20 protein-coding genes are annotated in these 21,744 nt (G+C 51.4%); 15 read left to right on the top strand and 5 right to left on the bottom strand.

The genetic code is table 11. The features are described from left to right. The first annotated feature begins 58 nt into the window (after window positions 1–58). The gene (gene murB / locus KDK15_RS10600; protein WP_257295328.1) at window positions 59–1,114 is read left to right on the top strand and encodes a UDP-N-acetylmuramate dehydrogenase; all 1,056 of its coding nucleotides are present in this window, start codon (window positions 59–61) and stop codon (window positions 1,112–1,114) included. Between the two features lie 124 nt (window positions 1,115–1,238). Here the strand turns inward: murB and KDK15_RS10595 are convergent, their stop codons facing one another. From KDK15_RS10595 to rne, 3 genes are all read right to left on the bottom strand, one after another. Next, window positions 1,239–1,712 carry a hypothetical protein gene (locus KDK15_RS10595; RefSeq protein ID WP_257295327.1) on the bottom strand — a complete coding sequence of 158 codons (474 nt, stop codon included), beginning with the start codon at window positions 1,710–1,712 and terminating at the stop codon, window positions 1,239–1,241. 198 nt (window positions 1,713–1,910) lie between these two features. Further along, window positions 1,911–2,063: a hypothetical protein gene (locus KDK15_RS10590; protein WP_257295326.1), complete on the bottom strand. Its 153-nt coding sequence runs from the start codon at window positions 2,061–2,063 to the stop codon at window positions 1,911–1,913. 126 nt (window positions 2,064–2,189) lie between these two features. Next, entirely contained in the window at window positions 2,190–5,360 is a 3,171-nt protein-coding gene (gene rne, locus KDK15_RS10585; protein WP_257295325.1) for a ribonuclease E, read from the bottom strand. 922 nt (window positions 5,361–6,282) lie between these two features. Between rne and rluC the strand changes: the two genes are divergently transcribed. After that, a complete protein-coding gene (gene rluC, locus KDK15_RS10580) occupies window positions 6,283–7,245 on the top strand; it encodes a 23S rRNA pseudouridine(955/2504/2580) synthase RluC (RefSeq protein ID WP_257295324.1) in 963 nt (320 codons plus the stop codon). Window positions 7,246–7,292: 47 nt separating this feature from the next. Beyond that, a complete protein-coding gene (locus KDK15_RS10575; protein WP_257295323.1) occupies window positions 7,293–8,279 on the top strand; it encodes a S49 family peptidase in 987 nt (328 codons plus the stop codon). A gap of 42 nt (window positions 8,280–8,321) precedes the next feature. Here KDK15_RS10575 and KDK15_RS10570 read toward each other — a convergent pair whose 3' ends face one another. Further along, the gene (locus KDK15_RS10570; RefSeq protein WP_257295322.1) at window positions 8,322–8,903 is read right to left on the bottom strand and encodes a nucleoside triphosphate pyrophosphatase; all 582 of its coding nucleotides are present in this window, start codon (window positions 8,901–8,903) and stop codon (window positions 8,322–8,324) included. Between the two features lie 241 nt (window positions 8,904–9,144). On the opposite strand from KDK15_RS10570, the gene KDK15_RS10565 reads away from it, so the two are divergent. The 3 genes from KDK15_RS10565 to plsX are packed head-to-tail and all read left to right on the top strand — an operon-like array spanning window position 9,145 to window position 10,973. Beyond that, window positions 9,145–9,714 (top strand): YceD family protein, encoded by a 570-nt coding sequence (locus KDK15_RS10565; RefSeq protein WP_257295321.1) that lies wholly within the window; start codon window positions 9,145–9,147, stop codon window positions 9,712–9,714. Window positions 9,715–9,747: 33 nt separating this feature from the next. Then, a complete protein-coding gene (gene rpmF / locus KDK15_RS10560; RefSeq protein WP_257295320.1) occupies window positions 9,748–9,930 on the top strand; it encodes a 50S ribosomal protein L32 in 183 nt (60 codons plus the stop codon). A gap of 8 nt (window positions 9,931–9,938) precedes the next feature. Beyond that, window positions 9,939–10,973, top strand: a complete 1,035-nt coding sequence (gene plsX, locus KDK15_RS10555; RefSeq protein WP_257295319.1) for a phosphate acyltransferase PlsX — start codon at window positions 9,939–9,941, stop codon at window positions 10,971–10,973. A 276-nt stretch (window positions 10,974–11,249) separates the two neighbouring features. Here the strand turns inward: plsX and KDK15_RS10550 are convergent, their stop codons facing one another. Beyond that, complete coding sequence (locus KDK15_RS10550) at window positions 11,250–13,412, bottom strand: hypothetical protein (protein WP_257295318.1); 2,163 nt, start codon at window positions 13,410–13,412, stop codon at window positions 11,250–11,252. Between the two features lie 375 nt (window positions 13,413–13,787). Between KDK15_RS10550 and fabD the strand changes: the two genes are divergently transcribed. The 9 genes from fabD to KDK15_RS10505 all read left to right on the top strand — a co-directional run bounded on the left by fabD (window position 13,788) and on the right by KDK15_RS10505 (window position 21,657). Then, window positions 13,788–14,726 carry an ACP S-malonyltransferase gene (gene fabD / locus KDK15_RS10545; RefSeq protein WP_257295317.1) on the top strand — a complete coding sequence of 313 codons (939 nt, stop codon included), beginning with the start codon at window positions 13,788–13,790 and terminating at the stop codon, window positions 14,724–14,726. A 14-nt stretch (window positions 14,727–14,740) separates the two neighbouring features. Then, the gene (gene fabG / locus KDK15_RS10540; protein ID WP_257295316.1) at window positions 14,741–15,526 is read left to right on the top strand and encodes a 3-oxoacyl-ACP reductase FabG; all 786 of its coding nucleotides are present in this window, start codon (window positions 14,741–14,743) and stop codon (window positions 15,524–15,526) included. 222 nt (window positions 15,527–15,748) lie between these two features. Next, window positions 15,749–15,982: an acyl carrier protein gene (gene acpP, locus KDK15_RS10535; protein WP_020582918.1), complete on the top strand. Its 234-nt coding sequence runs from the start codon at window positions 15,749–15,751 to the stop codon at window positions 15,980–15,982. A gap of 322 nt (window positions 15,983–16,304) precedes the next feature. Further along, entirely contained in the window at window positions 16,305–17,546 is a 1,242-nt protein-coding gene (fabF, locus tag KDK15_RS10530) for a beta-ketoacyl-ACP synthase II (protein WP_257295338.1), read from the top strand. A gap of 25 nt (window positions 17,547–17,571) precedes the next feature. After that, window positions 17,572–18,396 carry an aminodeoxychorismate lyase gene (gene pabC, locus KDK15_RS10525; protein ID WP_257295315.1) on the top strand — a complete coding sequence of 275 codons (825 nt, stop codon included), beginning with the start codon at window positions 17,572–17,574 and terminating at the stop codon, window positions 18,394–18,396. Further along, window positions 18,389–19,453, top strand: coding sequence for an endolytic transglycosylase MltG (gene mltG / locus KDK15_RS10520; RefSeq protein WP_257295314.1), 1,065 nt, complete (start codon window positions 18,389–18,391; stop codon window positions 19,451–19,453). Before pabC ends, mltG begins: the two co-directional genes overlap by 8 nt. Window positions 19,454–19,496: 43 nt before the next feature. Beyond that, complete coding sequence (tmk, locus tag KDK15_RS10515) at window positions 19,497–20,138, top strand: dTMP kinase (RefSeq protein WP_373691362.1); 642 nt, start codon at window positions 19,497–19,499, stop codon at window positions 20,136–20,138. A gap of 101 nt (window positions 20,139–20,239) precedes the next feature. Continuing rightward, window positions 20,240–21,259: a DNA polymerase III subunit delta' gene (locus tag KDK15_RS10510; RefSeq protein ID WP_257295313.1), complete on the top strand. Its 1,020-nt coding sequence runs from the start codon at window positions 20,240–20,242 to the stop codon at window positions 21,257–21,259. 56 nt (window positions 21,260–21,315) lie between these two features. Continuing rightward, window positions 21,316–21,657, top strand: a complete 342-nt coding sequence (locus KDK15_RS10505; RefSeq protein WP_257295312.1) for a PilZ domain-containing protein — start codon at window positions 21,316–21,318, stop codon at window positions 21,655–21,657. Window positions 21,658–21,744: the final 87 nt, after the last annotated feature.

Raw genomic sequence — 21,744 nt, 5'->3', positions numbered from 1 at the left:
GTTGTGTCTATCAGCCTGAGCGGGTTGATATCTCCAATTTCTATTGAATCAACTATTAATGAAGTTCCCAGTTAAGATTTACGACAACTATTCCCTGGTGGAGAAAAATACCCTGGGTTTGCCGTCTACTGCCAGATACTACGCTGAGGTAAATTCAATGCCTGAACTGCAGTCGGCACTGGCTTTTGCCAGGGAAAAGCTGCTGCCCGTTATTCCCCTGGGCGGTGGCAGTAATGTAGTGCTTGGCGATTTTCTTGATGCCCTGGTTGTGCACGTTAATCTCAAGGGGAAAACGGTGTTGAGTCGTGATCAGGATTCTGTCCGGGTCAGGGCTGAGGCGGGGGAGAACTGGCATGAGTTTGTCTTGTGGTCTCTGGATAATCAGGCCTATGGGCTGGAGAACCTTTCCTTAATACCGGGTAACGTTGGCGCTGCACCTATTCAGAATATTGGTGCCTATGGTGTTGAGTTGACGGATTCTTTCGTTTCGCTGGAGGCGATGAGTCTTGAATCCGGGCTTGTGGAATATTTTGACCGGCAGAGTTGCGGCTTTGGTTATCGTGATTCGGTATTCAAAAGAGAAAAGCGTGATCAGTATATTATTGTCTCTGTGACTCTGGATCTTGATGCAATATTAAAACCCAATCTGGGCTATGGCCAGTTAGGTGATCTGCTTGTTAAACGTCTGGGTGATCAGGCACCATCCGCAGTTGATATCAGTCGGGCTGTTTGTGATATTCGCCGGGAAAAGTTGCCGGATCCATCTGAGGTGGGTAATGCTGGCAGCTTTTTCAAAAACCCGGAGGTATCACCGTCAGAGATGGATCGCCTGAAGCAGGCTTATCCGAATATTATCGCTTATCCCCTTGGACAGAACTGGAAGCTGGCCGCTGGTTGGTTAATAGATCAGGCCGGGTTGAAAGGTGAGCGAGAGGGGTGTGTGGGGACTTACCAGAAACAGGCTCTCGTGCTGGTTAATCACGGTGGGGCAACTGGCCGGGATGTGCTGTCTTTTTCCAGGCAGGTTCTGCAGAAAGTAAAAGACAAGTTTGGTGTTCAGCTGGAAAGAGAGCCGCGGCTCTATATGGATGATGTTGACAAAACACTCCAGTGACTCTGAGGATAAAAATTTCGTTTTGTCAGATGGCTAGTGATTCTAGGTTCACTGGCTTTACTGGTAATAAACCAGGATCCCATGAATTGTCCTGGACTCCTGGCGGAATAACGTGCCTTATGGATTAGCGCACAGTAATAGTGCCAATCGTTGCTTCGTCGGTAGGGGCCTGATCGACGTTCCACCATTCTGCAACAGCTTCGTGGTGCGTGTAAGCCTGAGCGTAGCGGAAGCGAACCTGATAAGTGCCCGGTTCCTTGGGCGCAACAATGCAAAAGTCTACATCTTGCTCGGTGATATCAATGTACTGACCACCGAAGAAAAGGGACAGATGGTCAAAATATCGATTACCAATTACCAGACCATTGGCAATTGATGTTTGAGCACCTATGCCGTCAAGGCCAACAATAATCTGGACAATGCTGCCTTCTTCCCGCGGCCAGAGCCATTTGTAATGGGCATGGATGGCGATGGTTTCACCGGGTTTAACGTCGGCTTCAATGCCTTGTCCGTGGATATCTACGTTGCTGAAAGCGATGCCTGAATACTCAACGTCTGAAAATGCAGAGCTGCTTAGAATGCAAAGTAAACTGGCCATTATCCATTGCTTGAATATGTTGTTTTTCATAAGGTACCCTATATTTTGGTTGTTTTAGTTACATGGTTTGCTACCTACTTTTGATTTCTAAAATTGATAAAAGTTCCGCCGGTGGCTGGTTGCGGGTCTTTTAATTTGCGTGGGAACGAGTCCGGCAGTACTTTGATTGTCCATCGCTATGGCGTACAGTGCGGTTTATTACTGGTGTTTCTTCAAACGTTTCTCCTGATTCAAGGTGTCCGCCGGGGATCGACCAGGAGGGGGCGCGTGGCTTCCCTTACGCTTGCCAACCAGTATTTTGCCATCATCCCTGACAATAATGACTCCAATGCCGACTCTTGGGTGGCTCATCACCGTTAGCTCCATAAATGGTAAGTTGGTATCAATGGCTATTCTTGCCGCTGCTTTAAGGTCAGTTTTTCAAGGCAAAAAAAAACGGGGTGGAAACCACCCCGTTCAGACCTGTATCAACCCGTATTACAGGTTGCTTTCTTCAGTGCGCACCTGTGTTGTTTCCTGAGTATCACCTTCTGGCTCAACAGGTAGTTCGATTTGCTGAGTCTGGCGTTTCGCCCTGGGGTCATTATGAGCACGGCTGCGACGACGACGAGGCTTTTCAGCGGCTTCATCAGCGGTAGCTGCTTCTGCTTCGCTTACTTTAACCTCTGCTGTCTGATCATGCTCCGCTGCTTGTGGTGCTTCTACAGCTTTGTTCTGAGGCACTACAGCAGTTTGTGGAGCCGGGACAGGCTCAACAGTGTTTTCCAGGTTGCTTTCATGAGCGACTGATTTGTCTTCATCAGACTGATTTAATGCCTGCTTCAGCATCTCTTCAGCCTCATTAGCGGTCATGGTCGTCTTGGGCTCGGCAACCTCTGCTTCCGCTTCAGGTACAGCTGGTTTCTCGAAAGCGGATGGCATGGCTGCAAACGCAGGCTTGTCGAGATTATGGGAAGCGGCAACCGCTTTTGCCATTTCAGTCATCTGAGGGCGAGGGGTTAACTTTTCCCGCTCAATGGCTGTTGCTTCTTCAGCGGCACTGGCAACGGGCAGGTCGGCCTGGCTTTCTTGAGTGGTGGTCTCGACAGAGACTTGTTCCACTTTTTCCGGTTGTGCTTCTGAAGCGCCAGCCGTTGAAACCTTAAGTTCACCTGCTGGCTCTTTATCGACAGAAGGCTTTTGATTAGCTGTTGGGCCACTCTCTGCAGATATTTCAGGTTCCCTGACCTGAGGCGCATACTGCTGAGCTTCCCTGAGGCGACGAGGGTCATTCTTCACTCTTCTTGAGCGACGAGGTCTCACTTCTTCCGGTGCTTCAGTAGTGTAGGCAGCGGCTTGCTCTTCGACAGAAGCTTTGCTGGTTTCCTCTACCTTGTCAATTGGCGTAGTCGGAGCAGCGGGAGCTTCTGAGGCAGCCGGTTTGCTGTTTTCAAGTTCAGGCTTCTCAATGCTGGCAAACGACTCTTTTTTGTCAGCACGCTTTTCCTGTGGGATGCTTTCCTGTGCGGCAGCTTCAGGAATAGCTGGTGCGTTTACCGACCCTTTAGCGCTTTCAGACAGCAGAGGCTGCAATTGCGGTTCGTTCTGTTGCTGACGCTGAGACTGGCGGTTGCTGCGACGGCGAGGCGCAGAACTCGGGCGGCGTCGGCGATCACTGGAGCCTTGTTCTGGCTCCTGGTCCTGGCGGCGTTCCTGCCTGGGTTCCCGTTGTTCCGCTACTTCCTGCTTGTCACGCTGGCGTCTTTCCTGCCTCTCGAAGCGATTTTCCTGGTTTCCGGAACGGTTGTCTGAGCGATCCTGCTGACTCTTTTTGCGCTCTTTCTGAGGACGGTTGCTGTCCTGCCTGTCGCGGCGCTGGGAATCAGTTCGGGTCTTTTTCCTGTTTTGGCCCGCTTGATTATCACGACGCACCGGTTGACGTTGCTGGATTGGTTTGTCCTGGCCAGCAGATTTGTCATCATCATTTTCAGAGTTGAAGAGGCTGCCGATGGACTTCAGCAGACTGCCAATAAACCCGGGCTTTGAATCAGACGCTCTGATGGCTGGTGCAGGCTGTGCCGGGGCAATATTGCGAACGGCGGCTTTTTGTCTGGGCTGGGGCTTGGTTGCTGTGGTCAGTTCTTCCGGGCTGAAGTCTTCGCCTTCAAGGATAATCTCGTAGCTGCTCTCACGATCCTGAAGATTGTCGTCACGGAGGCGTTGGACATCGTAATGTGGGGTTTCCAGATTGGCATTCGGAATGACGATGATGCGGGCATCATGGCGCTTCTCAATCTTGGCGATCATCTTGCGTTTTTCATTCAGCAGGAATGCTGCCACTGGTACGGGAACCTGTGCGCGAATTTCGGACGTCTTGTCCTTCATGGCCTCTTCTTCCATCAGGCGCAGAATGGATAGAGCCAGAGACTCAATGTCCCGAATCGTGCCCTGGCCTGAGCAGCGAGGGCAGACCACGCCACTGGTTTCACCCAGTGATGGACGCAGACGCTGACGGGACATTTCCAGCAGGCCAAAGCGGGAGATACGGCTGGTTTGAACGCGGGCACGATCAACCGAGAGCGCCTGACGAATGCGGTTCTCAACTTCCCGCTGATTCCGGTTGCTGCCCATATCGATGAAGTCGATAACAATCAGGCCGCCAATATCACGCAGGCGCAGCTGGCGGGCAATCTCATCCGCCGCTTCAAGGTTGGTGTTGAAGGCGGTTTCTTCGATATCGCCTCCACGGGTTGCACGGGCAGAGTTGATATCAATGGATACCAGGGCTTCCGTTGGGTCAATAACAATGGAGCCGCCAGATGGCAGTTTGACTTCACGCTGGAAGGCGGTCTCGATCTGACTTTCGATCTGGAAGCGGTTGAACAGGGGGACGCTGTCTTTGTACAGTTTGATCTTGTTCTGGTACTGGGGCATGACCTGTTTAACAAAATCCAGGGCTTCTTGATAAACCGGGGTTTTGTCAATCAGTACTTCACCAACATCCTGGCGCAGGTAGTCGCGGATAGCGCGGATAATGACATTGCTTTCCTGGTAAATCAGGAATGGCGCGGAATTTTTGTCGGCAGCGTCTTTGATGGAGTTCCAGAGCTGCAGGAGGTAGTCCAAATCCCACTGAAGGTCTTCTGTTGAACGACCAAGGCCGGCTGTGCGAACGATGACGCCCATCTCGGCAGGGATGTCCAGTTTGCTCATGGCCTCGCGAAGCTCGGCACGCTCATCCCCTTCGATACGGCGTGAGATGCCACCGGCCCGTGGATTATTTGGCATCAGCACAAGATAGCGGCCAGCCAGGCTAACCAGTGTGGTCAGAGCGGCACCTTTGTTGCCGCGCTCTTCCTTATCAACCTGAACAATGACTTCGGTGCCTTCCTTGATGACATCCTTGATGTTGGGACGACCACCAGTATGGCCTACGAAGTATTCCCGGGAGATCTCTTTTAAGGGCAGGAAGCCGTGTCGTTCTGCGCCAAAGTCGACAAAAGCGGCTTCCAGGCTGGGCTCAACACGGGTGATTTTTGCTTTGTAGATGTTGGCTTTCTTCTGCTCGCGAGCTCCGGATTCGATATCCAGATCGAACAGGCGCTGCCCATCGACGAGTGCAACCCTCAGCTCTTCTTGCTGGGTTGCATTGATCAACATTCTCTTCATAGAGTACCAAAATGCTAATGGCTACCCTGATCAGTTGTTGGTGGCGAAAAGTTGTTCGTGACATTCGGTTAATCCAGCGCATTCATTGGTTTGACGGGCAATCCTTCGTCTTTCCGGAAGCGCCCGGCCTGCCACTTGACGTATTCGTGGTGGCTGGCAGTGCAACTGGTTTCCTTCAGCTTCTGTACAAACTCTTCGGTGCTACCCGAGTGTACACAGGCCAACAACCGTAGGAGAACGGTGTGGTCGGTGGTAACCAACTATCAGACTTACAGCCGGACTTATTCAAGGGTAAGGCTGTAACGATATAGCAATCTGCATCCGTATGTTGACCGGATGCATAGTGGGGAGATGCGTTGATCGGGCGCTTCTGGCTGGTTGTGGATACGTTTACAGGTATCACTGAGCCTTTCACTAGCATATGACCCGTCCGCTGTTCTTCATCCCTGGTATCGGGAGCGCAACCTCTGTTCTTGGGTGGCACTGTTTATCTATCACGGCTGTGGCCGTGGTCTTTAATCATTCAGCACCATGTCAGGAACTCATGCCCCTCAGGGAGGGATGCAACTGGTTCATCTGCCATGATGTCTGCCTGAGCGGCTATTCCTGAAGTTACTTGGCCCGGACTTGTTCATCGGGTAAACGTAACTCCAGTTTATTTTTCGGCCCGGTTAGCGGAATTTAAGTGATGCTATCCCTTTCGGGTCATGCTCAGACTTCGTAAATCGAACTGCCTCTTCGGATAGTTACAAGGCAGTGCCACAACTATATCAGTAATCTGTAAGTGCTTCAAATGACACAAAGCTGATAACATTAACCTGAACGGAAATGGCGGTAATTCCTGAAAGTCTTTTTATCTCAATCGGTTAGGGTAGAGCTTCTGGGGCTGCAACTTGGTATAAACAGATATGTGGTTAGACGATTGAAACAAGTGCGCAACGTTAATTTTATTACTATTGATGAAGATGCGGCTGGCCAGCGTGTTGATAATTTTCTGTTGCGGGTTCTAAAAGGAGTGCCCAGGACAAGGGTCTACCGTATCGTTCGCAAGGGCGAGGTGCGGGTTAATAAAAAGCGGGTAACCGCAGACTATCGCCTTGAATTGAACGATGTTGTTCGTATTCCTCCGGTCAGAGTGGCAGAAAGGGAGGCTCCCATAAGGCCCGCTGACAGCGTGATCGCTCAATTGGAAAAGGCGGTTCTGTATGAAGATGATCTGCTGCTGATTATCAACAAACCGTCCGGGCTTGCAGTACATGGCGGGAGCGGTCTGTCTTATGGAGTGATTGAAGCACTTCGCCAGCTACGGCCGGATAACCGCACGCTGGAACTGGTGCATCGCCTGGACCGGGACACCTCGGGTTGTCTGGTGATTGCCAAGCGGCGCAGCATGTTGCGTCATCTGCATAACCAGTTGCAGCAGAAAGAAAAAGTTGAAAAGCTGTATCATGCGCTGGTGGTAGGTAAGTGGCCAGCCAGAAAACAGCTGGTAAATGCGCCGCTGCTGAAGAACGTGCTGTTGTCAGGAGAGCGTATGGTCCGGGTGCATGTGGATGGCAAAAAATCCCGAACGGCTTTTCGAGTGCTTAATCGTTATCCAAATATGACACTGGTTGAGGCTTACCCCATCACAGGGCGGACCCATCAGATTCGGGTTCACTGTCTGCATGCGGGGCATCCCATTGCCGGGGATGAAAAATACGGTATGGATGCGGACAATCAGTCCCAGAAGCAGTTTGGTCTTAAAAGGCTATTCCTGCATGCGGCCAGTATCGAATTTGAGATGCTAGATGGTAAGCGATTGAAGGTTGAAGCGCCTTTGCCGGATGACCTGGCGGAAGTATTGTCAGCTTTGCAAGGGCTGGATGTCGGATCGAAGAATTGATAAATATGCACTGATCGTTTTTGAGTGACCATGTTTAAGGAGTAATTATGCAAGACAATTGGCGGGAGTCCTCCTCTGAGGCGCAGGATAGCCTGGACAGTAATCGGGCCTGGGATCTGGTGGATACCCTGGCCAAAGGCGCGCTGCTGGAGCAGCGCCGTTCCCGGCGGTGGAGTATATTTTTTAAGCTGCTGACCTTTGGCTGGTTGTTTTTCTCCGTTGCTGTCATTTACAACGCGACCAATATCAGTGATGTAGTGATCAGTGATGGCTCCAGTGAGCATACGGCGCTGGTGGAGATTGATGGCCAGATTGGTGGTGGTGATGTGAATGCAGATGTCGTGGTGTCGGGATTGCGTTCAGCCTTTGAGGATCCGGGCACTAAAGCCGTTATTCTGAGAATTAACAGTCCAGGTGGTAGCCCTGTCCAATCTGGCTATATCTATGATGAAATCCTCAGGCTGCGTGAGTTGCATAAGGATACGCCCCTTTACGCGGTCATTATGGATATTGGTGCGTCTGGCGGCTATTACATTGCCGCTGCCGCTGATGAAATTTACGCTGACAAGGCCAGTCTGGTGGGGTCTATCGGTGTTATTTCCTCAGGTTTTGGTTTTGTCGGGGCCATGGAGAAGCTGGGGGTTACCCGCAGAGCCTATACCTCCGGTGAAAATAAGGCATTCCTTGATCCTTTTCAGTCCGTGGACCGTGAAGCTGCTGTCCAATGGCAGGCGTCACTGGATACTATTCATCAGCAGTTTATTGATGCGGTTAAAACCGGCCGCGGTGATCGACTGGTTGACCGGTCTGACATCTTCTCAGGCATGGTCTGGTCCGGTGAACAGGCCAAAACACTGGGTCTGATTGATGGTCTGGGCAGTGCAGGTTATGTAGCCCGTGAAGTGGTGGGTGAAGAGGATATTGTTGATTACACCTTCCGCCTTTCACCGCTGGAAAAATTTGCCAGGGATTTTGGCGCTGGTGTCAGCGCCACGCTGGTGGAAGCCCTGGGTGATGGTTTTCAGTTAATGTGATTTGATCACCGGTTCTTCACTGCAAGACCCGGTGTATTTACCCTATCTGCCCAAAGGGTAAACCCCTTCATTCATCAGCATGGTGGTCAGTGTGATCAGTGGCAGACCAACCAGGCTGTCAGGATCATCGCCAGCCATTTTCTCGAACAGGGTTATGCCCAGTCCTTCGCATTTGAAGCTGCCGACGCAGTCCAGTGGGCTCTCCGCATCTATATAGGTGGCAATCTGTGTGCTGGACAGTGTTCGGAACCAGACTGTGTAGTCCACACAGGTCAGCTGATGCTCTGCTTTAGCCGTGTTCAGAAGGCAAAGTCCAGTGTGGAAAACTACCTGTCTGCCGCTGCAGTTGGAAAGCTGTTGAATGGCTTTTTCCAGGGTTCCGGGTTTGCCAAGAATTCTATTGTCCAGTGCGGCGGTCTGGTCGGAGGCAATAATCAGGGTGTCCGGATGCTGGTCTGCCAGTATCAGGGCTTTTTCCCGGGAAAGCCTTATTGCCAGCTCCCTGGCGTTCTCTCCTGCTTCAGGGGTTTCGTCAATGTCCGGTGAGGCCTGGCTGAACTTCAGATTGAGTCGCTCAAGCAGGCTTTTTCGATAGGGTGAGCCAGAGGCTAGCAATATATTCATCGTTCTATTTTGCGCTGGTAGTGCGGCAAATGGTGTGGATAGTCGAGCACAGTATGCATGGTCGCGAATTTTTGTAAAACACGCCTGCGCCATCAGGCGGCAAGTTGTCAAAAATAGGGTCTTGAACCATGTTTTTATGGAGTTAATTATGAAGTTTATTATGAAAAGCTGAAATTCTGATAAACCTCGTCCAAAAAGGATGTTTGACAGAAAAGGGGCATCGCCCTATGATTGCGCGCTTATGTTATCAGGCCAATTACCAAAAACCGTTGATCCGCGTAAACTCGCGCGTCAGGGGTTACAGTTTGAAGGTTCGCTGGCGCTTAAACAGTTTGATCGGCTGGTTGCCAGTCTCGCTGACGATCAGGGTGAGGTGAAGGTCTTTCTTCATTTCTTCATGAGCGAAGATCATCGAGTGGTTCTTGAGGGATATGTTGAGGCGAATCTTAAAATGATTTGCCAGCGCTGTCTTGATGTAGCAGAACTTCCCGTGCGTTCAGATCTCAACCTGATGGGTGTATTGACCGATGAGCAGGCCCGGTCCCTGCCAGAGGGTTATGAACCCCTGATGCTCCAGGAGGAGCCGATGGAGTTGGTACCCCTGCTGGAGGAAGAGCTCCTGTTGAGCCTTCCTATCGTGGCTTATCATCCGCCTGAAGCCTGCCAGGTTCAGCAGAACTTTACTACTGAATCTGATGAACAGGCTGAGGCTTCCGCTGCCCGGGCAGAGGAAGAGAAAAAGCGTCGTAACCCGTTCAGTGTTCTGGCTAGTCTGAAAGCTGATCAGGAAAAAAGTACCGAACCCAAATAGAGTTCCAGGCAAAGAATTTAGGAGAGTTGACACATGGCTGTTCAGCAAAATCGTAAAACCCGTTCCAAGCGTGACATGCGTCGTTCCCACGACAGTCTGACGGCTTCTCAGCTGTCTGTTGATGCGACTTCCGGCGAAACCCATCGTCGTCATCACATGACGGCTGACGGCTTCTACCGCGGTCGCAAAGTGCTGGATGGTAAAGTCGGCGAGTGAGTCATTCCATGCCAGGACGGTCAGCAGCTCCAGGACGGAGAATAACGCTTGATGTTATGAGCGGGGACGAAAGTCCCCGTTCTCGTATCCGTGCTGCCCTCCGGGCTCTGGATGCTTATCCGGATCTTCATCTTTCCCTAGTGGGTGATCAGCAGCTGATTACCGGGCACCTCTCTTCTATTGCTTTCGATCAATCCCGCCTTACGGTTATTCATGCTGGCAAGACCATCGGCATGGATGAAAAACCTTCTTTTGCCCTGAGAACCAAAGAAGATAGCTCCATGTGGGTTGCCCTTGAGCAGGTTGCTGATGGCAGTGCGGCTGCCTGTGTCAGCTCGGGGAATACGGGTGCTCTCATGGCCATGGGGCGATTTGCCCTGAAGACCTTTGTGGGTATTGATCGTCCTGCCATTGCGGGGGCTATTCCCTGTGCCGGTGGCAGTGTTCTGCTGCTGGATATGGGTGCCAATGTTGACTGTTCAGCCAATAGCCTCTATCAGTTTGCTGTGATGGGGTCTTTGCTTGCCGCTTCGGTCAGAGGTATCGCTGCTCCGAGGGTGGGGTTGCTGAATGTCGGGACTGAGGATATCAAAGGGAATGAACAGGTCAAGCTGGCCAATCGGCTGTTGAAAGACGATGGGCGTCTGAACTACATCGGCTATATCGAAGGGAATGATGTGTTTGCCGGTGGAGCGGATGTGGTGGTCTGTGACGGTTTTGTTGGCAATATTGCCCTGAAAACCGGAGAGGGGGTTGCCGGTTTAATTCGCGACAGCCTGGTTGCCGCTTTTCAGCAGACGCTTTGGCGTCGCTTTCTCTCTCTGCTGATTGCGCCGGTCATGCGCAAAATCTATAAAAGTATTGATCCGGTGGTTTACAACGGCGCCAGTTTTCTCGGGCTTCAGGGGATTGTGGTCAAAAGTCACGGTCACTCTGATGAGGAAGGTTTTTTCCGGGCTATCGGTGAGGCCGTCAGGGAAGTGGACAGTGATGTTCCCGGGCGGTTGGCAGAAGAAATAGAATTAATGCTGGGAGAGCGTTGATGTCGGGGCTTGATCCATCACCAGAAGCATCTGCCCTTAATCCGGGATGTAATGAATGAGGGTTTGGCCGCTGCGAAACACCGCAAACTAATCGCCCATCAGTGAGTTCCATTACCGAGGTTTTGGTACAGCTTGGAAGGTACAAGCTTCTTATTGAAATCACTTGCATATTTGTGCCCGGTTTCGAACACCTTGTCGATGATTCTTACAACACAACAGCAAGGGAGCGATGCCTGCCTAACCTTATTGATCAGGCTGGATGCAATACCATTCTGTTTACAAAATACCCGGGAGTACCGGGTTTTCCGGGTCCACTTTCTGCTTGTCTATCCACCGCTTCAGGTCTGCCCTGGTTTCGATGCCTGGCAAGCTGGTGACCGTTTGGACCCAGACAATGCCTGCAACCGTTGCGAAGGGTTCCCTTGCATCCTTCTTTGTTGAAAATCTATATTCTTTTTCAGTTGTGCACGGCAGGGGGTTAATACCACTGGTGCTTAATCGGTTGACCTTAGGCTCAATTTCAGTCGGCAGTGAGACGCTTCTGGTTGTTTCTCCACCAGCTCGAATGGAATTTCTGAGGTCAATCGGGTCAGCTGAATTGCTTCCACGAACGTTGCCTTCACCATAAGGACCTCCACCAAACAGCGTACTCGCACCAAAGGGGCTTCCTCTAACAGACTGGCTTCTTTCACCAAACAGGGTTCCTCCACCAGGCTTGTTCATTCCGCCGTACATGCCTCCAACAGCAGGCTTGTTCATTCCGCCGTACATGCCTCCAACACCAGGCTTGTTCATTCCACCGCAAATGCTTCCAATACCAGACGTGCTTCTTCCACCAGACGTGCTTCCGGACTCCAACAGTGTTACACGTCGCACAAATTTGCTTTCATCCTGCTTCAACAGGGTAAATCCAAAGGGAATGGCAAGTCCGGCCTTACTGGACATAGCGGTTTTGCGGTCAAACCCAATGGCTTCAAGTATTGGCGCCACTTGTTGAATGCCAATGTTGTGCTTTTCTTTCTCCCTGGTCTCCCCCTTACCATGGGAAAATGATGCATTCACGACCATTCGCCGTACTCTCCTGTCTGACACCGTATGAAGAGCGAAGGTTGCCTCGTGAAAGTCAGCACCTTGCTTCAGTCCTTTGGGCATACGCAGCTCGGCACTGATCGGAATCATGTTATCGGTGTCCGAGGATAATAAATTTGACAGATAATTTCCCATAAACTTCATTGTGCTGCGCAGTTCCACAGTGAACTCGGCGCCTTCCAGAGCCTTTTCACTACTGGCACACAGATACACCTGAACGATGGGCACCGATGTTTCTTCATTGGCGCTAATTACATCCGCCGCCAGCTTCAACCGTTCCTGTACAGTAGAAGGGAATTTTTTCAAGGGCAGCCATGAAGCGCTGACAACAGGCTGAATGTCCTGGTTGTTACCGACGATATTCACACCAATATCGGCCAGTGATATGTTGTCGTTGCGAAAGACGTTCACAAAGGGCATTCGAACCTGTTGAGCGAGAGAGGTTAATCGTTCTCCGCTTGCCACTTTGGTCTCTGGTGGTGTGGCCTGGCTCCTCATACGCTGCAGGATTTCTGCCATATTCTCCATGGGAGTCCCGGTCCCGGATGGACCCAGTGAGTAATGCTCAAGCTGGCTGGCAATAACATTGAGACCTCTGGCACATCGCTGCTGCTCAGAAAGTTCACTTTCCCGGGGCCGTACAGACATCTCCGGTTGCCCGGGTGCTGCCTGAGCCCCTGCAACGTCGTCATAAGCAGAGGGCGCTGATGGAGCTGTATTCACCGGAGGATTATGCGAAACTGGTTGGGCCTCTGGGAACTGATGATCAACACCATGATCCGTTGTCTGCCCGATGATGCCACCTTCATCAGTAGGGTACCCCTTACATAATAATGATAATGGCTGATTAGGGAATATATCGAACGATAGTCGTGATTCAGCTTCCAGCAGCTGCTGGTGCGTATTCATTACGTCGATCAGCCAATCGCTTCCCTTGCCCAAACAGCTGTCTGGTGTCTGGATAAGCTGACAAAATTTTGTGGCTTCAGGCCCATCAACGCCTTCGTCAACCTTTAAAGATTCCTCCTGAAGGTGCTGGAGCAGCCCCGTAATACACTGATGTTTTTCACCTCCTTCACACCCCGGCTTATTAATGTCGCCGAATCCTGACTCCCTGAGTTGTTTTTTCAGTGTTTCGCCGTTGAAGTCAGGATCCCGGCTTGCTTCTGAGCAGATGCTTCCGGCAATGGCGTGGAATTCCCGCACTGTCCTGTCATGCAAGAATTTAGCAAGGTCTCCGGGTGTAATGTTACTGCGCTCAATTCGCCTGACTACCTGCGTGGCAGGGGTTTGCTCTGGCAATGAGCCCCGGGCGACGGGGTGAAAAGCAGATGGTGGAGAAATGTTCATTCTTGGTCAGCTCTTGGCAGTAAATTTGCGTCCTCGTTGTTGGATCTTCCGGCTAGATAAAAGTTCAATGTCTCGAATTTAACGGAATTCTCGACCCGTTAATATAAAGCTTCTCGACTTCTGGGGAGATAGTGCGAAACGTGAACACACTGCACAAGGATGGTTGTTCAGGGCGTACAAAAGTTATTGGAAACATAAATTTACTTACCTTGTTGTCTATTTTTCCTATAATTGGCCCGGTTTTCTACTGAGAAGCGTGGCCGGTTTCCGGGCTGACTGCATTAACTGGCGTGATTGTACCGGGAGGTTCGCTTCGTATTCGATTGGATTTTAGGCCTCTCGGTAAATGAGAGCTATGCGAAAGAGCGGGTTGAAATGACGGATAAGCTTGCTTTTGTCTTTCCCGGACAAGGTTCCCAACAAGTTGGCATGATTGCTGACTATCTTTCAGAACCAGTGGTGCAGGCAACGTTTGCTGAAGCCGCCGAGGTGCTTGGTTATGATCTCCTGAAAATGGTTTCAGAGGGGCCAGCTGAGGCGTTGAATCAGACAGAGAATACCCAGCCTGCACTGCTGGTGTCCAGTGTGGCTCTCTGGCGCCTCTGGTGTGCGCGTCAGGGTGAAGCGCCGACGATGATGGCCGGGCACAGTCTGGGTGAATATTCGGCCCTGGTTTGTGCTGGCGCGATGAATTTTTCGGATGCCGTCAGGCTGGTTCGTCTGCGTGGACTTTTCATGCAGGAGGCGGTTGCCTCCGGTGAGGGTGCCATGGCTGCCATTATTGGCCTTGATGATGCTAATGTGGTTGCAGCTTGTGAGCAGGCTGCAGGTGGTGAGGTAGCCGAGGCAGTCAATTTCAATGCCCCCGGTCAGGTGGTGATTGCCGGTCAGGTTGCCGCAGTTAAGCGTGCTATTGAGTACGCAAAGGAATCGGGTGCCAAAAGAGCGATTGAGCTGCCAGTCAGTGTTCCTTCCCATTGTGCCTTGATGAAGCCTGCTGCAGAGCGGCTCCAGAAAGCGTTGGACGGTATTGAGTTGATTGAGCCGGAGATTCCGGTGGTCCAGAATGTTTCAGCTAATGTCTGTTCTGATCCGGCGCAGCTTAAGGCGAATCTGGTGGCTCAGTTGTATAGTCCGGTACGCTGGGTTGAGTCTGTGGAAACCATGATGGCGGCAGGTGTTGAACGTTTTGCTGAATGCGGCCCCGGTAAAGTGCTGGCTGGATTGAATAAACGTATTGCACGACGTGCGCCCATTGCTACGCTGGAGTCTGCTGACGCTATGGCTCAGATGCTGGCAGAAGCTAACCAATAAGGAATAGGCGGGAAATGACTGCTGAAAAAGAGCTGGAAGGACTGTCTAATGCAGGACAGGGTCTGAAGGGGAAAGTTGCCCTGGTTACCGGTGCCAGTCGTGGTATTGGCAAATCCATAGCATTTTCCCTGGGTAAAGCCGGAGCTACTGTGATCGGCACGGCGACGTCTGAGTCCGGTGCGGCGGCCATTACTGAAGCTTTGCAGGCGGAAGGTATTCAAGGTCAGGGCATGGCCCTGAACGTAACCTCAGCGGATGAATGTCAGACGGTGGTCAAGGCAGTCAGCGCAGAATATGGCGCACCGCTGATTCTGATCAATAATGCTGGCATTACCCGTGATAATATCCTGATGCGCATGAAGGATGATGAGTGGGATGACGTTATTGATACTAATCTCAGTTCCATCTTCCGGATGAGTAAGGCTGTCTTGCGTGGTATGACTAAAGCACGCTGGGGGCGGATAGTGAACATCAGCTCTGTCGTAGCTTCCATGGGTAACCAGGGGCAGGCAAATTATGCGGCAGCCAAGGCCGGTATTGAAGGTTTCACCAGGGCTATGGCCCGTGAAGTTGGTTCAAGAAGTATTACGGTGAACACCGTTGCTCCGGGCTTTATCGAAACCGATATGACCAGGGCGCTGCCTGACGAACAGCAGTCCTTCCTGCTTGGCCAGATTCCCCTGGCCCGGTTGGGTCAGCCGGAAGAAATTGCCGCCTCCGTTGCTTTTCTTGTCAGTGAGCCTGCCGGGTATATCACTGGTGAGACCTTGCATGTCAATGGCGGCATGTACATGAATTAATCCTCCCTTGCCTGAACCTGAAGTGCTTCAGCGGTAATGAGCAGGGCGAAGCAAACCCTGTTCTTGGGGGTTGGGTTTTGGGGTTTTATTAAATCTGTTGTCAATTTGCGTGGATAGCACTGGTTTTCCATGAACTGGCTTGAAATTCCCATAATTGACCATATACACTAGTTCACCTGTAGCCTCAGGCTGCACCGAATATCGATAGGAGCACAACAAGGTATGAGCACCATTGAAGAGCGCGTTAAGAAGATTGTTTGCGAACAGCTTGGCGTGAAGGAAGACGAAGTCACTAACAGTGCGTCATTCGTAGAGGATCTTGGCGCGGACTCTCTGGACACTGTTGAGTTGGTGATGGCGTTGGAAGAGGAATTCGAAACTGAGATTCCTGATGAAGAGGCTGAGAAAATCACCACTGTTCAGGAAGCGATTGACTACGTTGTTGCACACTCCTGATTCTGCCTTGATTTGCACAACTGTATCTTAGTGACACGTTTTTTCGATACTTATTCTTTAGCGGAAGTATCTAAAAAATTGTGTCAGTCGAAAGCCGCATGACGATGGTCTGCGGCTTTTGTTGTTTATGGCAGCCTGCTGGCCATAGCTATAAAGGCGGGCTGCATGGTGGCATTATCATCGTGTTGTTGTCGTTTTTTCATATTCAGTATCCACTAAGCGATGCTTTGATGTGAATGACGGTTCATTAAATCTGTACGACAGGTCAGCAGGAGAGTCAGTCTTGTCGGAAGAAAAAAATACAGAACGGTTATCGCTGCGAATGCGTAGAAGGGTTGTTGTAACAGGCATGGGGGCAATAACCCCTGTGGGCAATAATGTCAGTGACAGCTGGTCTGGTCTGTTAGCGGGACGCAGTGGCATTGAGGCGATCTCCCACCTTGATACGGAAGGTTTCAGTGTTTCTATCTGTGGCGCGGTCAAAGGTTTTGATCCTGACGGTGTTATCGACAAGAAAGATGCCCGTAAAACGGATATCTTTATTCAGTACGGTGTTGCCGCTGCTGCCGAGGCCATCGCTGACTCCGGCCTGGTTATTGATGATAACCGTGCTCACCGATATGGTGTGGCGATCGGCTCGGGTATCGGTGGTTTGACGTCTATTGAACAGAATCATTCCACGCTACTGAATAGCGGCCCCCGTCGAATATCCCCATTTTTTATTCCCGCTGCCATCGTCAACATGGCGGCGGGTTGGGTTTCCATGAAATACAATCTTCAGGGACCCAACTTTGCCACTTCTACAGCCTGTGCTACAGGCAGCCATGCCATTGCCCTTGCCGCGAGAATCATTGCTTATGGTGATGCCGATCTGATGGTGGCTGGTGGTGCCGAAAAAGGTTCGTCAGCGCTGGGAATGACCGGTTTTGCCGCAGCCCGTGCACTCTCTACCCGTAACCATGAGCCTGAAAAAGCCAGCCGTCCCTGGGATGCGGATCGTGATGGTTTTGTTCTGGGTGATGGTGCCGGTATCCTGGTGCTGGAAGAGTACGAACATGCGGTTAAACGTGGAGCCAGGATATACGCTGAGCTCAGTGGTGTCGGCATGAGCGGTGATGCCTGGCATATGACGTCACCGCCAGAAGATGGTCGTGGTGCCGCACGTGCTATGACTTCAGCCCTTGAAGATGCCGGTCTGGCACCTGAAAATGTGTCGTATATTAATGCCCACGGTACGTCCACACCGGCAGGGGATGTAGCTGAAACACGGGCTATTCATAAGGTGTTTGGTGCCCACGCCACCCGTCTGGCGGTCAGTTCTACCAAATCCATGACCGGCCATTTGCTGGGGGCCGCCGGGGCTGTGGAAGCGGTATTCAGTATCAAATCATTGGTTGAAGGTGTGATTCCCCCGACCATCAATCTGGATCAGCCTGGCGAAGGCTGTGATCTTGATTATGTGCCGCACCATGCCAGAAAAATGCAGATGGATCATGTGCTCTCCAACTCTTTTGGTTTTGGTGGTACCAATGTAACTCTGGCATTTTCCAAATTACAAAGTTAGGGGCGGTTTAAAGAAGGGGTTCCGGGTGAGTGATTATCCAGTCTGGGTGAATGGTGTACCTGAAGGTTTCCTGCCGGTTTCAGATCGTGGGTTGGCCTATGGGGATGGCCTATTTGAAACGGTTCGGGTTTCCGGTGGTAAGCCAACGCTTGCTGACTATCATTGGCGCCGCCTGCAGCGCTCTTGCCAGCAGTTGGGTATTGCTGTGGATATTGAGCGATTGCTTGAAGAGGTGGATGCCTTTTTGTCGGATAACCAGGCCAGAGACGCTGTGCTGAAGGTTATGATCACCCGGGGCAGTGGTGGGCGCGGCTATAACCCTGAAGGTTGTCTTTCTCCGTGCCGGATTTTGTTACTCCACCCGCTACCGTCAAGGTCCCGTGATCCTGGTCTGCACGGCGCGCGGGTAAAGCTCTGTCAGATGCGCCTTGGGCGAAGTGCATTGGCAGGGCTGAAGCACCTGAATCGTCTTGAGCAGGTGCTGGCCAGGAGTGAATGGCGGGGTGATATTTACGACGAAGGTCTGTTATGTGATTTTGAGGGCAACCTGGTTGAAGGCACCATGAGTAATCTATTTATTGTGACTCATGAAGGTGACCTCGTGACTCCGGATCTGTCATTCAATGGTGTGGCAGGGGTTTGTCGCGATTTTATCATTGAGTTTGCCTGTCATCATGGGATCACGGTTAAAGAGCAGTCCGTACCCCGGGGCCTGGATGTTGCAGAAATCTTTCTCTGTAACAGTGTCAACGGAGTCTGGCCTGTGATTGAATACGAAGGAAGGGAGTGGGGGATTGGATCCCTGACTGCCCGGATTCGAGACTCTGTACTGGAAGAATTAAATGCTTAGGAAGTTGCTGCTGACACTGTTCGGAGGTTTGTTGTTAGCTCTCTTGTTGGTAATGGCAGGTCTTGCAGCGGGCTGGTATGGTCTGCGCTGGTATGGTGATCAGCAGGTTCCGGTTACCCGTGATGCCGGGTTTGCTATTGTTACGGGCGACTCGCTGAGGCGTGTGGTGCAGCGGCTGGCGGCAGACCGGCTTATTCAATATCCTGAAATGTTTAAGGTCTTTGCCAGAGTCAAGGGAGTTGCTGCTGACCTTCATGCCGGCGAATACCTGATTGCTCCCGGTACCACCTATCGGCAGCTGTTGCACAAGTTTGTTGCAGGCGATGTCCGTTACTTCAGTGCGACCCTGGTGGAAGGCTGGACATTAAAAGAGTTGCTAACAGACTTGAATAGCCACCCAAAGCTGACCGCTCCGGTAGAGCTGAAAAACCTGACGGCTGTGATGGGGACGTTTATTAAGGATGTGCCGCAGACAGATAATCTGGAAGGGTTGTTTTATGCGGATACTTACAGCTTTGAAGCGGGAACCGCAGTGGCGTCAATTCTGAAAAGAGCCCATCAAAGGCTTCGGTCAGTCCTTGCGGATGAATGGGATCAAAAGGCCGAGGACCTCCCGTACCAATCGCCTTATGAAGCCTTGATTATGGCGTCGATTATTGAGAAAGAGACAGGTGTGCCATCGGAACGGCCTGATATTGCCGGTGTCTTTGTCAGACGCCTGGAAAAAGGGATGCGACTGCAGACCGATCCGACCGTCATCTACGGTATGGGTGATCGCTATCAGGGTGAATTGAATCGTCCTATGCTGCGGGAGCGAACGGCCTATAACACCTATGTTATTCATGGCTTGCCGCCAACCCCGATAGCGACGGTTGGGCGCGAGGCCATTCAGGCGGCACTGAATCCGTCCGATGGGGAAGCGCTTTACTTTGTGGCCCGTGGCGATGGTACTCACCACTTTTCCAAAACACTGGCTGAGCATAATCGAGCTGTCAGGAAGTATCAGATTACGGAACGGCGGAAGGACTATCGCTCTAATGTTCAACCCTCTATGTAGAGAAGTTGCGATAGAAATACTGGCTACTGATGAAATTGAGAGATTGATGGGTTTTTTTCTGACGATTGAAGGCTGTGAAGGTGCCGGGAAAACCACCGCCAAAGGGGTTGTTCTGCAATGGTTGAACGCCAATGGTCGTGATGTTGTAGAAACCCGGGAGCCAGGTGGTACGCCATTGGCTGAACAGCTGAGAAGCCTGGTGCTTTCCGAGCACGAAGAGACGGTGACGGATACTACCGAACTGCTGATGGTCTTTGCTGCCCGCAGCCAGAATCTCAGTCAGCGTATCGAACCTGCACTGGCTGAGGGTAAGGTGGTGGTTTGTGACCGGTTTACCGATGCAACTTATGCCTATCAGGGTGGCGGTCGTGGTATCGATGAGCAACGTATAGCGGTACTGGAGCAGCTGGTACAGGGGGATCGAAGGCCGGATATGACACTGCTTCTGGATATTGAGCCAGAACTTGGCCTGGCAAGGGCAAAAGGTCGGGCTATTGAGCAGGGAGGGGTTCTGGATCGGATTGAGCAGGAAGCGATCGGGTTCTTTCACCGCGTTCGCAGTGTCTATCTGGAAAGAGCTGAGTATTTTCCCAACCAGTACGTTGTTATTGATGGCAGTCAGTCGATTCCAGAGGTTGAAGCACACATCATCAGGGCTTTGCAGCATCGGCTTGGAAGGCAATAGTTTCCCTGCTATGGATAAACCGCTATCCGCAAAATCATCAGCGGTCCAGGCTTTTTCAGGCAGCGGACAGCGTTCATTGACATGGCCAAAGGTTGGATTAATTGAGTTCTGAATCAACTGATATGGAAAATAACTTCTTGTCAGGGCCTTTGCCCTGGCATGGGGCTCAGTGGCAACCACTGGTTCAGCGAATGCAGGCAGGCCTGCTTTCCCATGCCCTGTTGTTGAAGGGGGTGCCCGGGGTTGGTAAAGGGTATTTTGCCAGGGCTCTGGCCACCCGTGTGCTTTGTCATCAAAACAGTGGCGAATACGCTTGTGGTCATTGTAAGAGCTGTGAGCTGGTAAAGGCGGAAACTCATCCTGATCTGCTGGTGGTTCAGCCTGAGGCGGCAGGCAAGCCGGTCAAGATTGACCAGATTCGTCAGGTCAACGAGTTTGCCCGTAAAACCGCCCAGCAGGGGGGGCGCAGGGTAATCCTTATCAACCCGGCCGAAGCGATGAATGTTCATGCCGCCAATGCATTGTTGAAAAGTCTGGAAGAGCCCGGTGGTGATACCCTCTTTATTCTGGTCAGTGCCCGCTCCGGAGATATGTTGCCGACCATTCGCAGCCGCTGTCAGACGGTATCTTTCACCGTACCGGATAAAGCGCAGGCAAAAGCCTGGTTATCGGATCATATTGCTGATCCTCTGGTGGTGGATCAGTTGTTGAGTCTTTCATCAGGTTCACCCATGACCGCCAGGGCTATGTTTGATAATGATACGCTGGCAGTTCGAGGACGCTTGTACAACGCTATACCAGAACTGTTTCGGGGTAATCTCACCCCGGTAGAAATGGCGAAAGAGTGGCATACGGGTAATTTGGTTGAACTGCTGGCCTGGATGGGCAGCTGGCTGGATGATGCTGTAAAACTGAAACTGGCGGCCGATGAAAGCTGTGTCAGGAATCGTGATCTGATGAGAATGCTGGACTATTTGGCTAAAAAAGTTGAGGCTGCTGATTTGCTGGTATTGCGCGATAAAATCATGCTTCAGCGCCAGCAGTTGCTTGAGGGCGCTAACCTGAACAGTCAGATGTTGATGGAAGGTGTGTTCAGCGATTATCTTGAGCTGGTGATGTAAATCGGGTTCCGAACCAGTGCAGAATTTGAATTCAGGAAAAAAAGGAGAGGGTTGTCATGGGGAAAGGGATGCAGGGACTGATGTCTCTGACCATACGGGACACGGCATCACTCTATGAAGCGTATATGCCGTTTATCAGTGGCGGCGGGCTGTTTGTGCCAACCCACAAACATTACAACCTCGGGGATGACGTGTTTATTCGTCTGACCTTGATGGATGAGCCGGAGAAGATTCCTGTGCCGGGGAAGGTGGTATGGGTTACGCCAATGGGGGCTCAGGGTGGCCGACAGGCAGGGATCGGTATTCAATTTAATGATCCGACTGACAGTGTCCGCAGTAAAATTGAGAAGCATATTGCCGGGGCCTTGTCCTCGGACCGCCAGACCAACACAATGTGAGCGGTCTTATTCTTATTTATGTAGGAGGCTTATAAGTAGTTGGCCAAATGGAATCGTATATTTCTGGCTAAGTGGGCAGTTACTATG

Origin of the sequence: Endozoicomonas sp. YOMI1 (assembly GCF_024606345.1) — a bacterium.
In the GTDB taxonomy this organism is placed as follows: Bacteria; Pseudomonadota; Gammaproteobacteria; order Pseudomonadales; family Endozoicomonadaceae; genus Endozoicomonas.
Note: the sequence above shows the minus strand (reverse complement) of the source record. Positions and strands in the feature narration are given on the sequence as shown.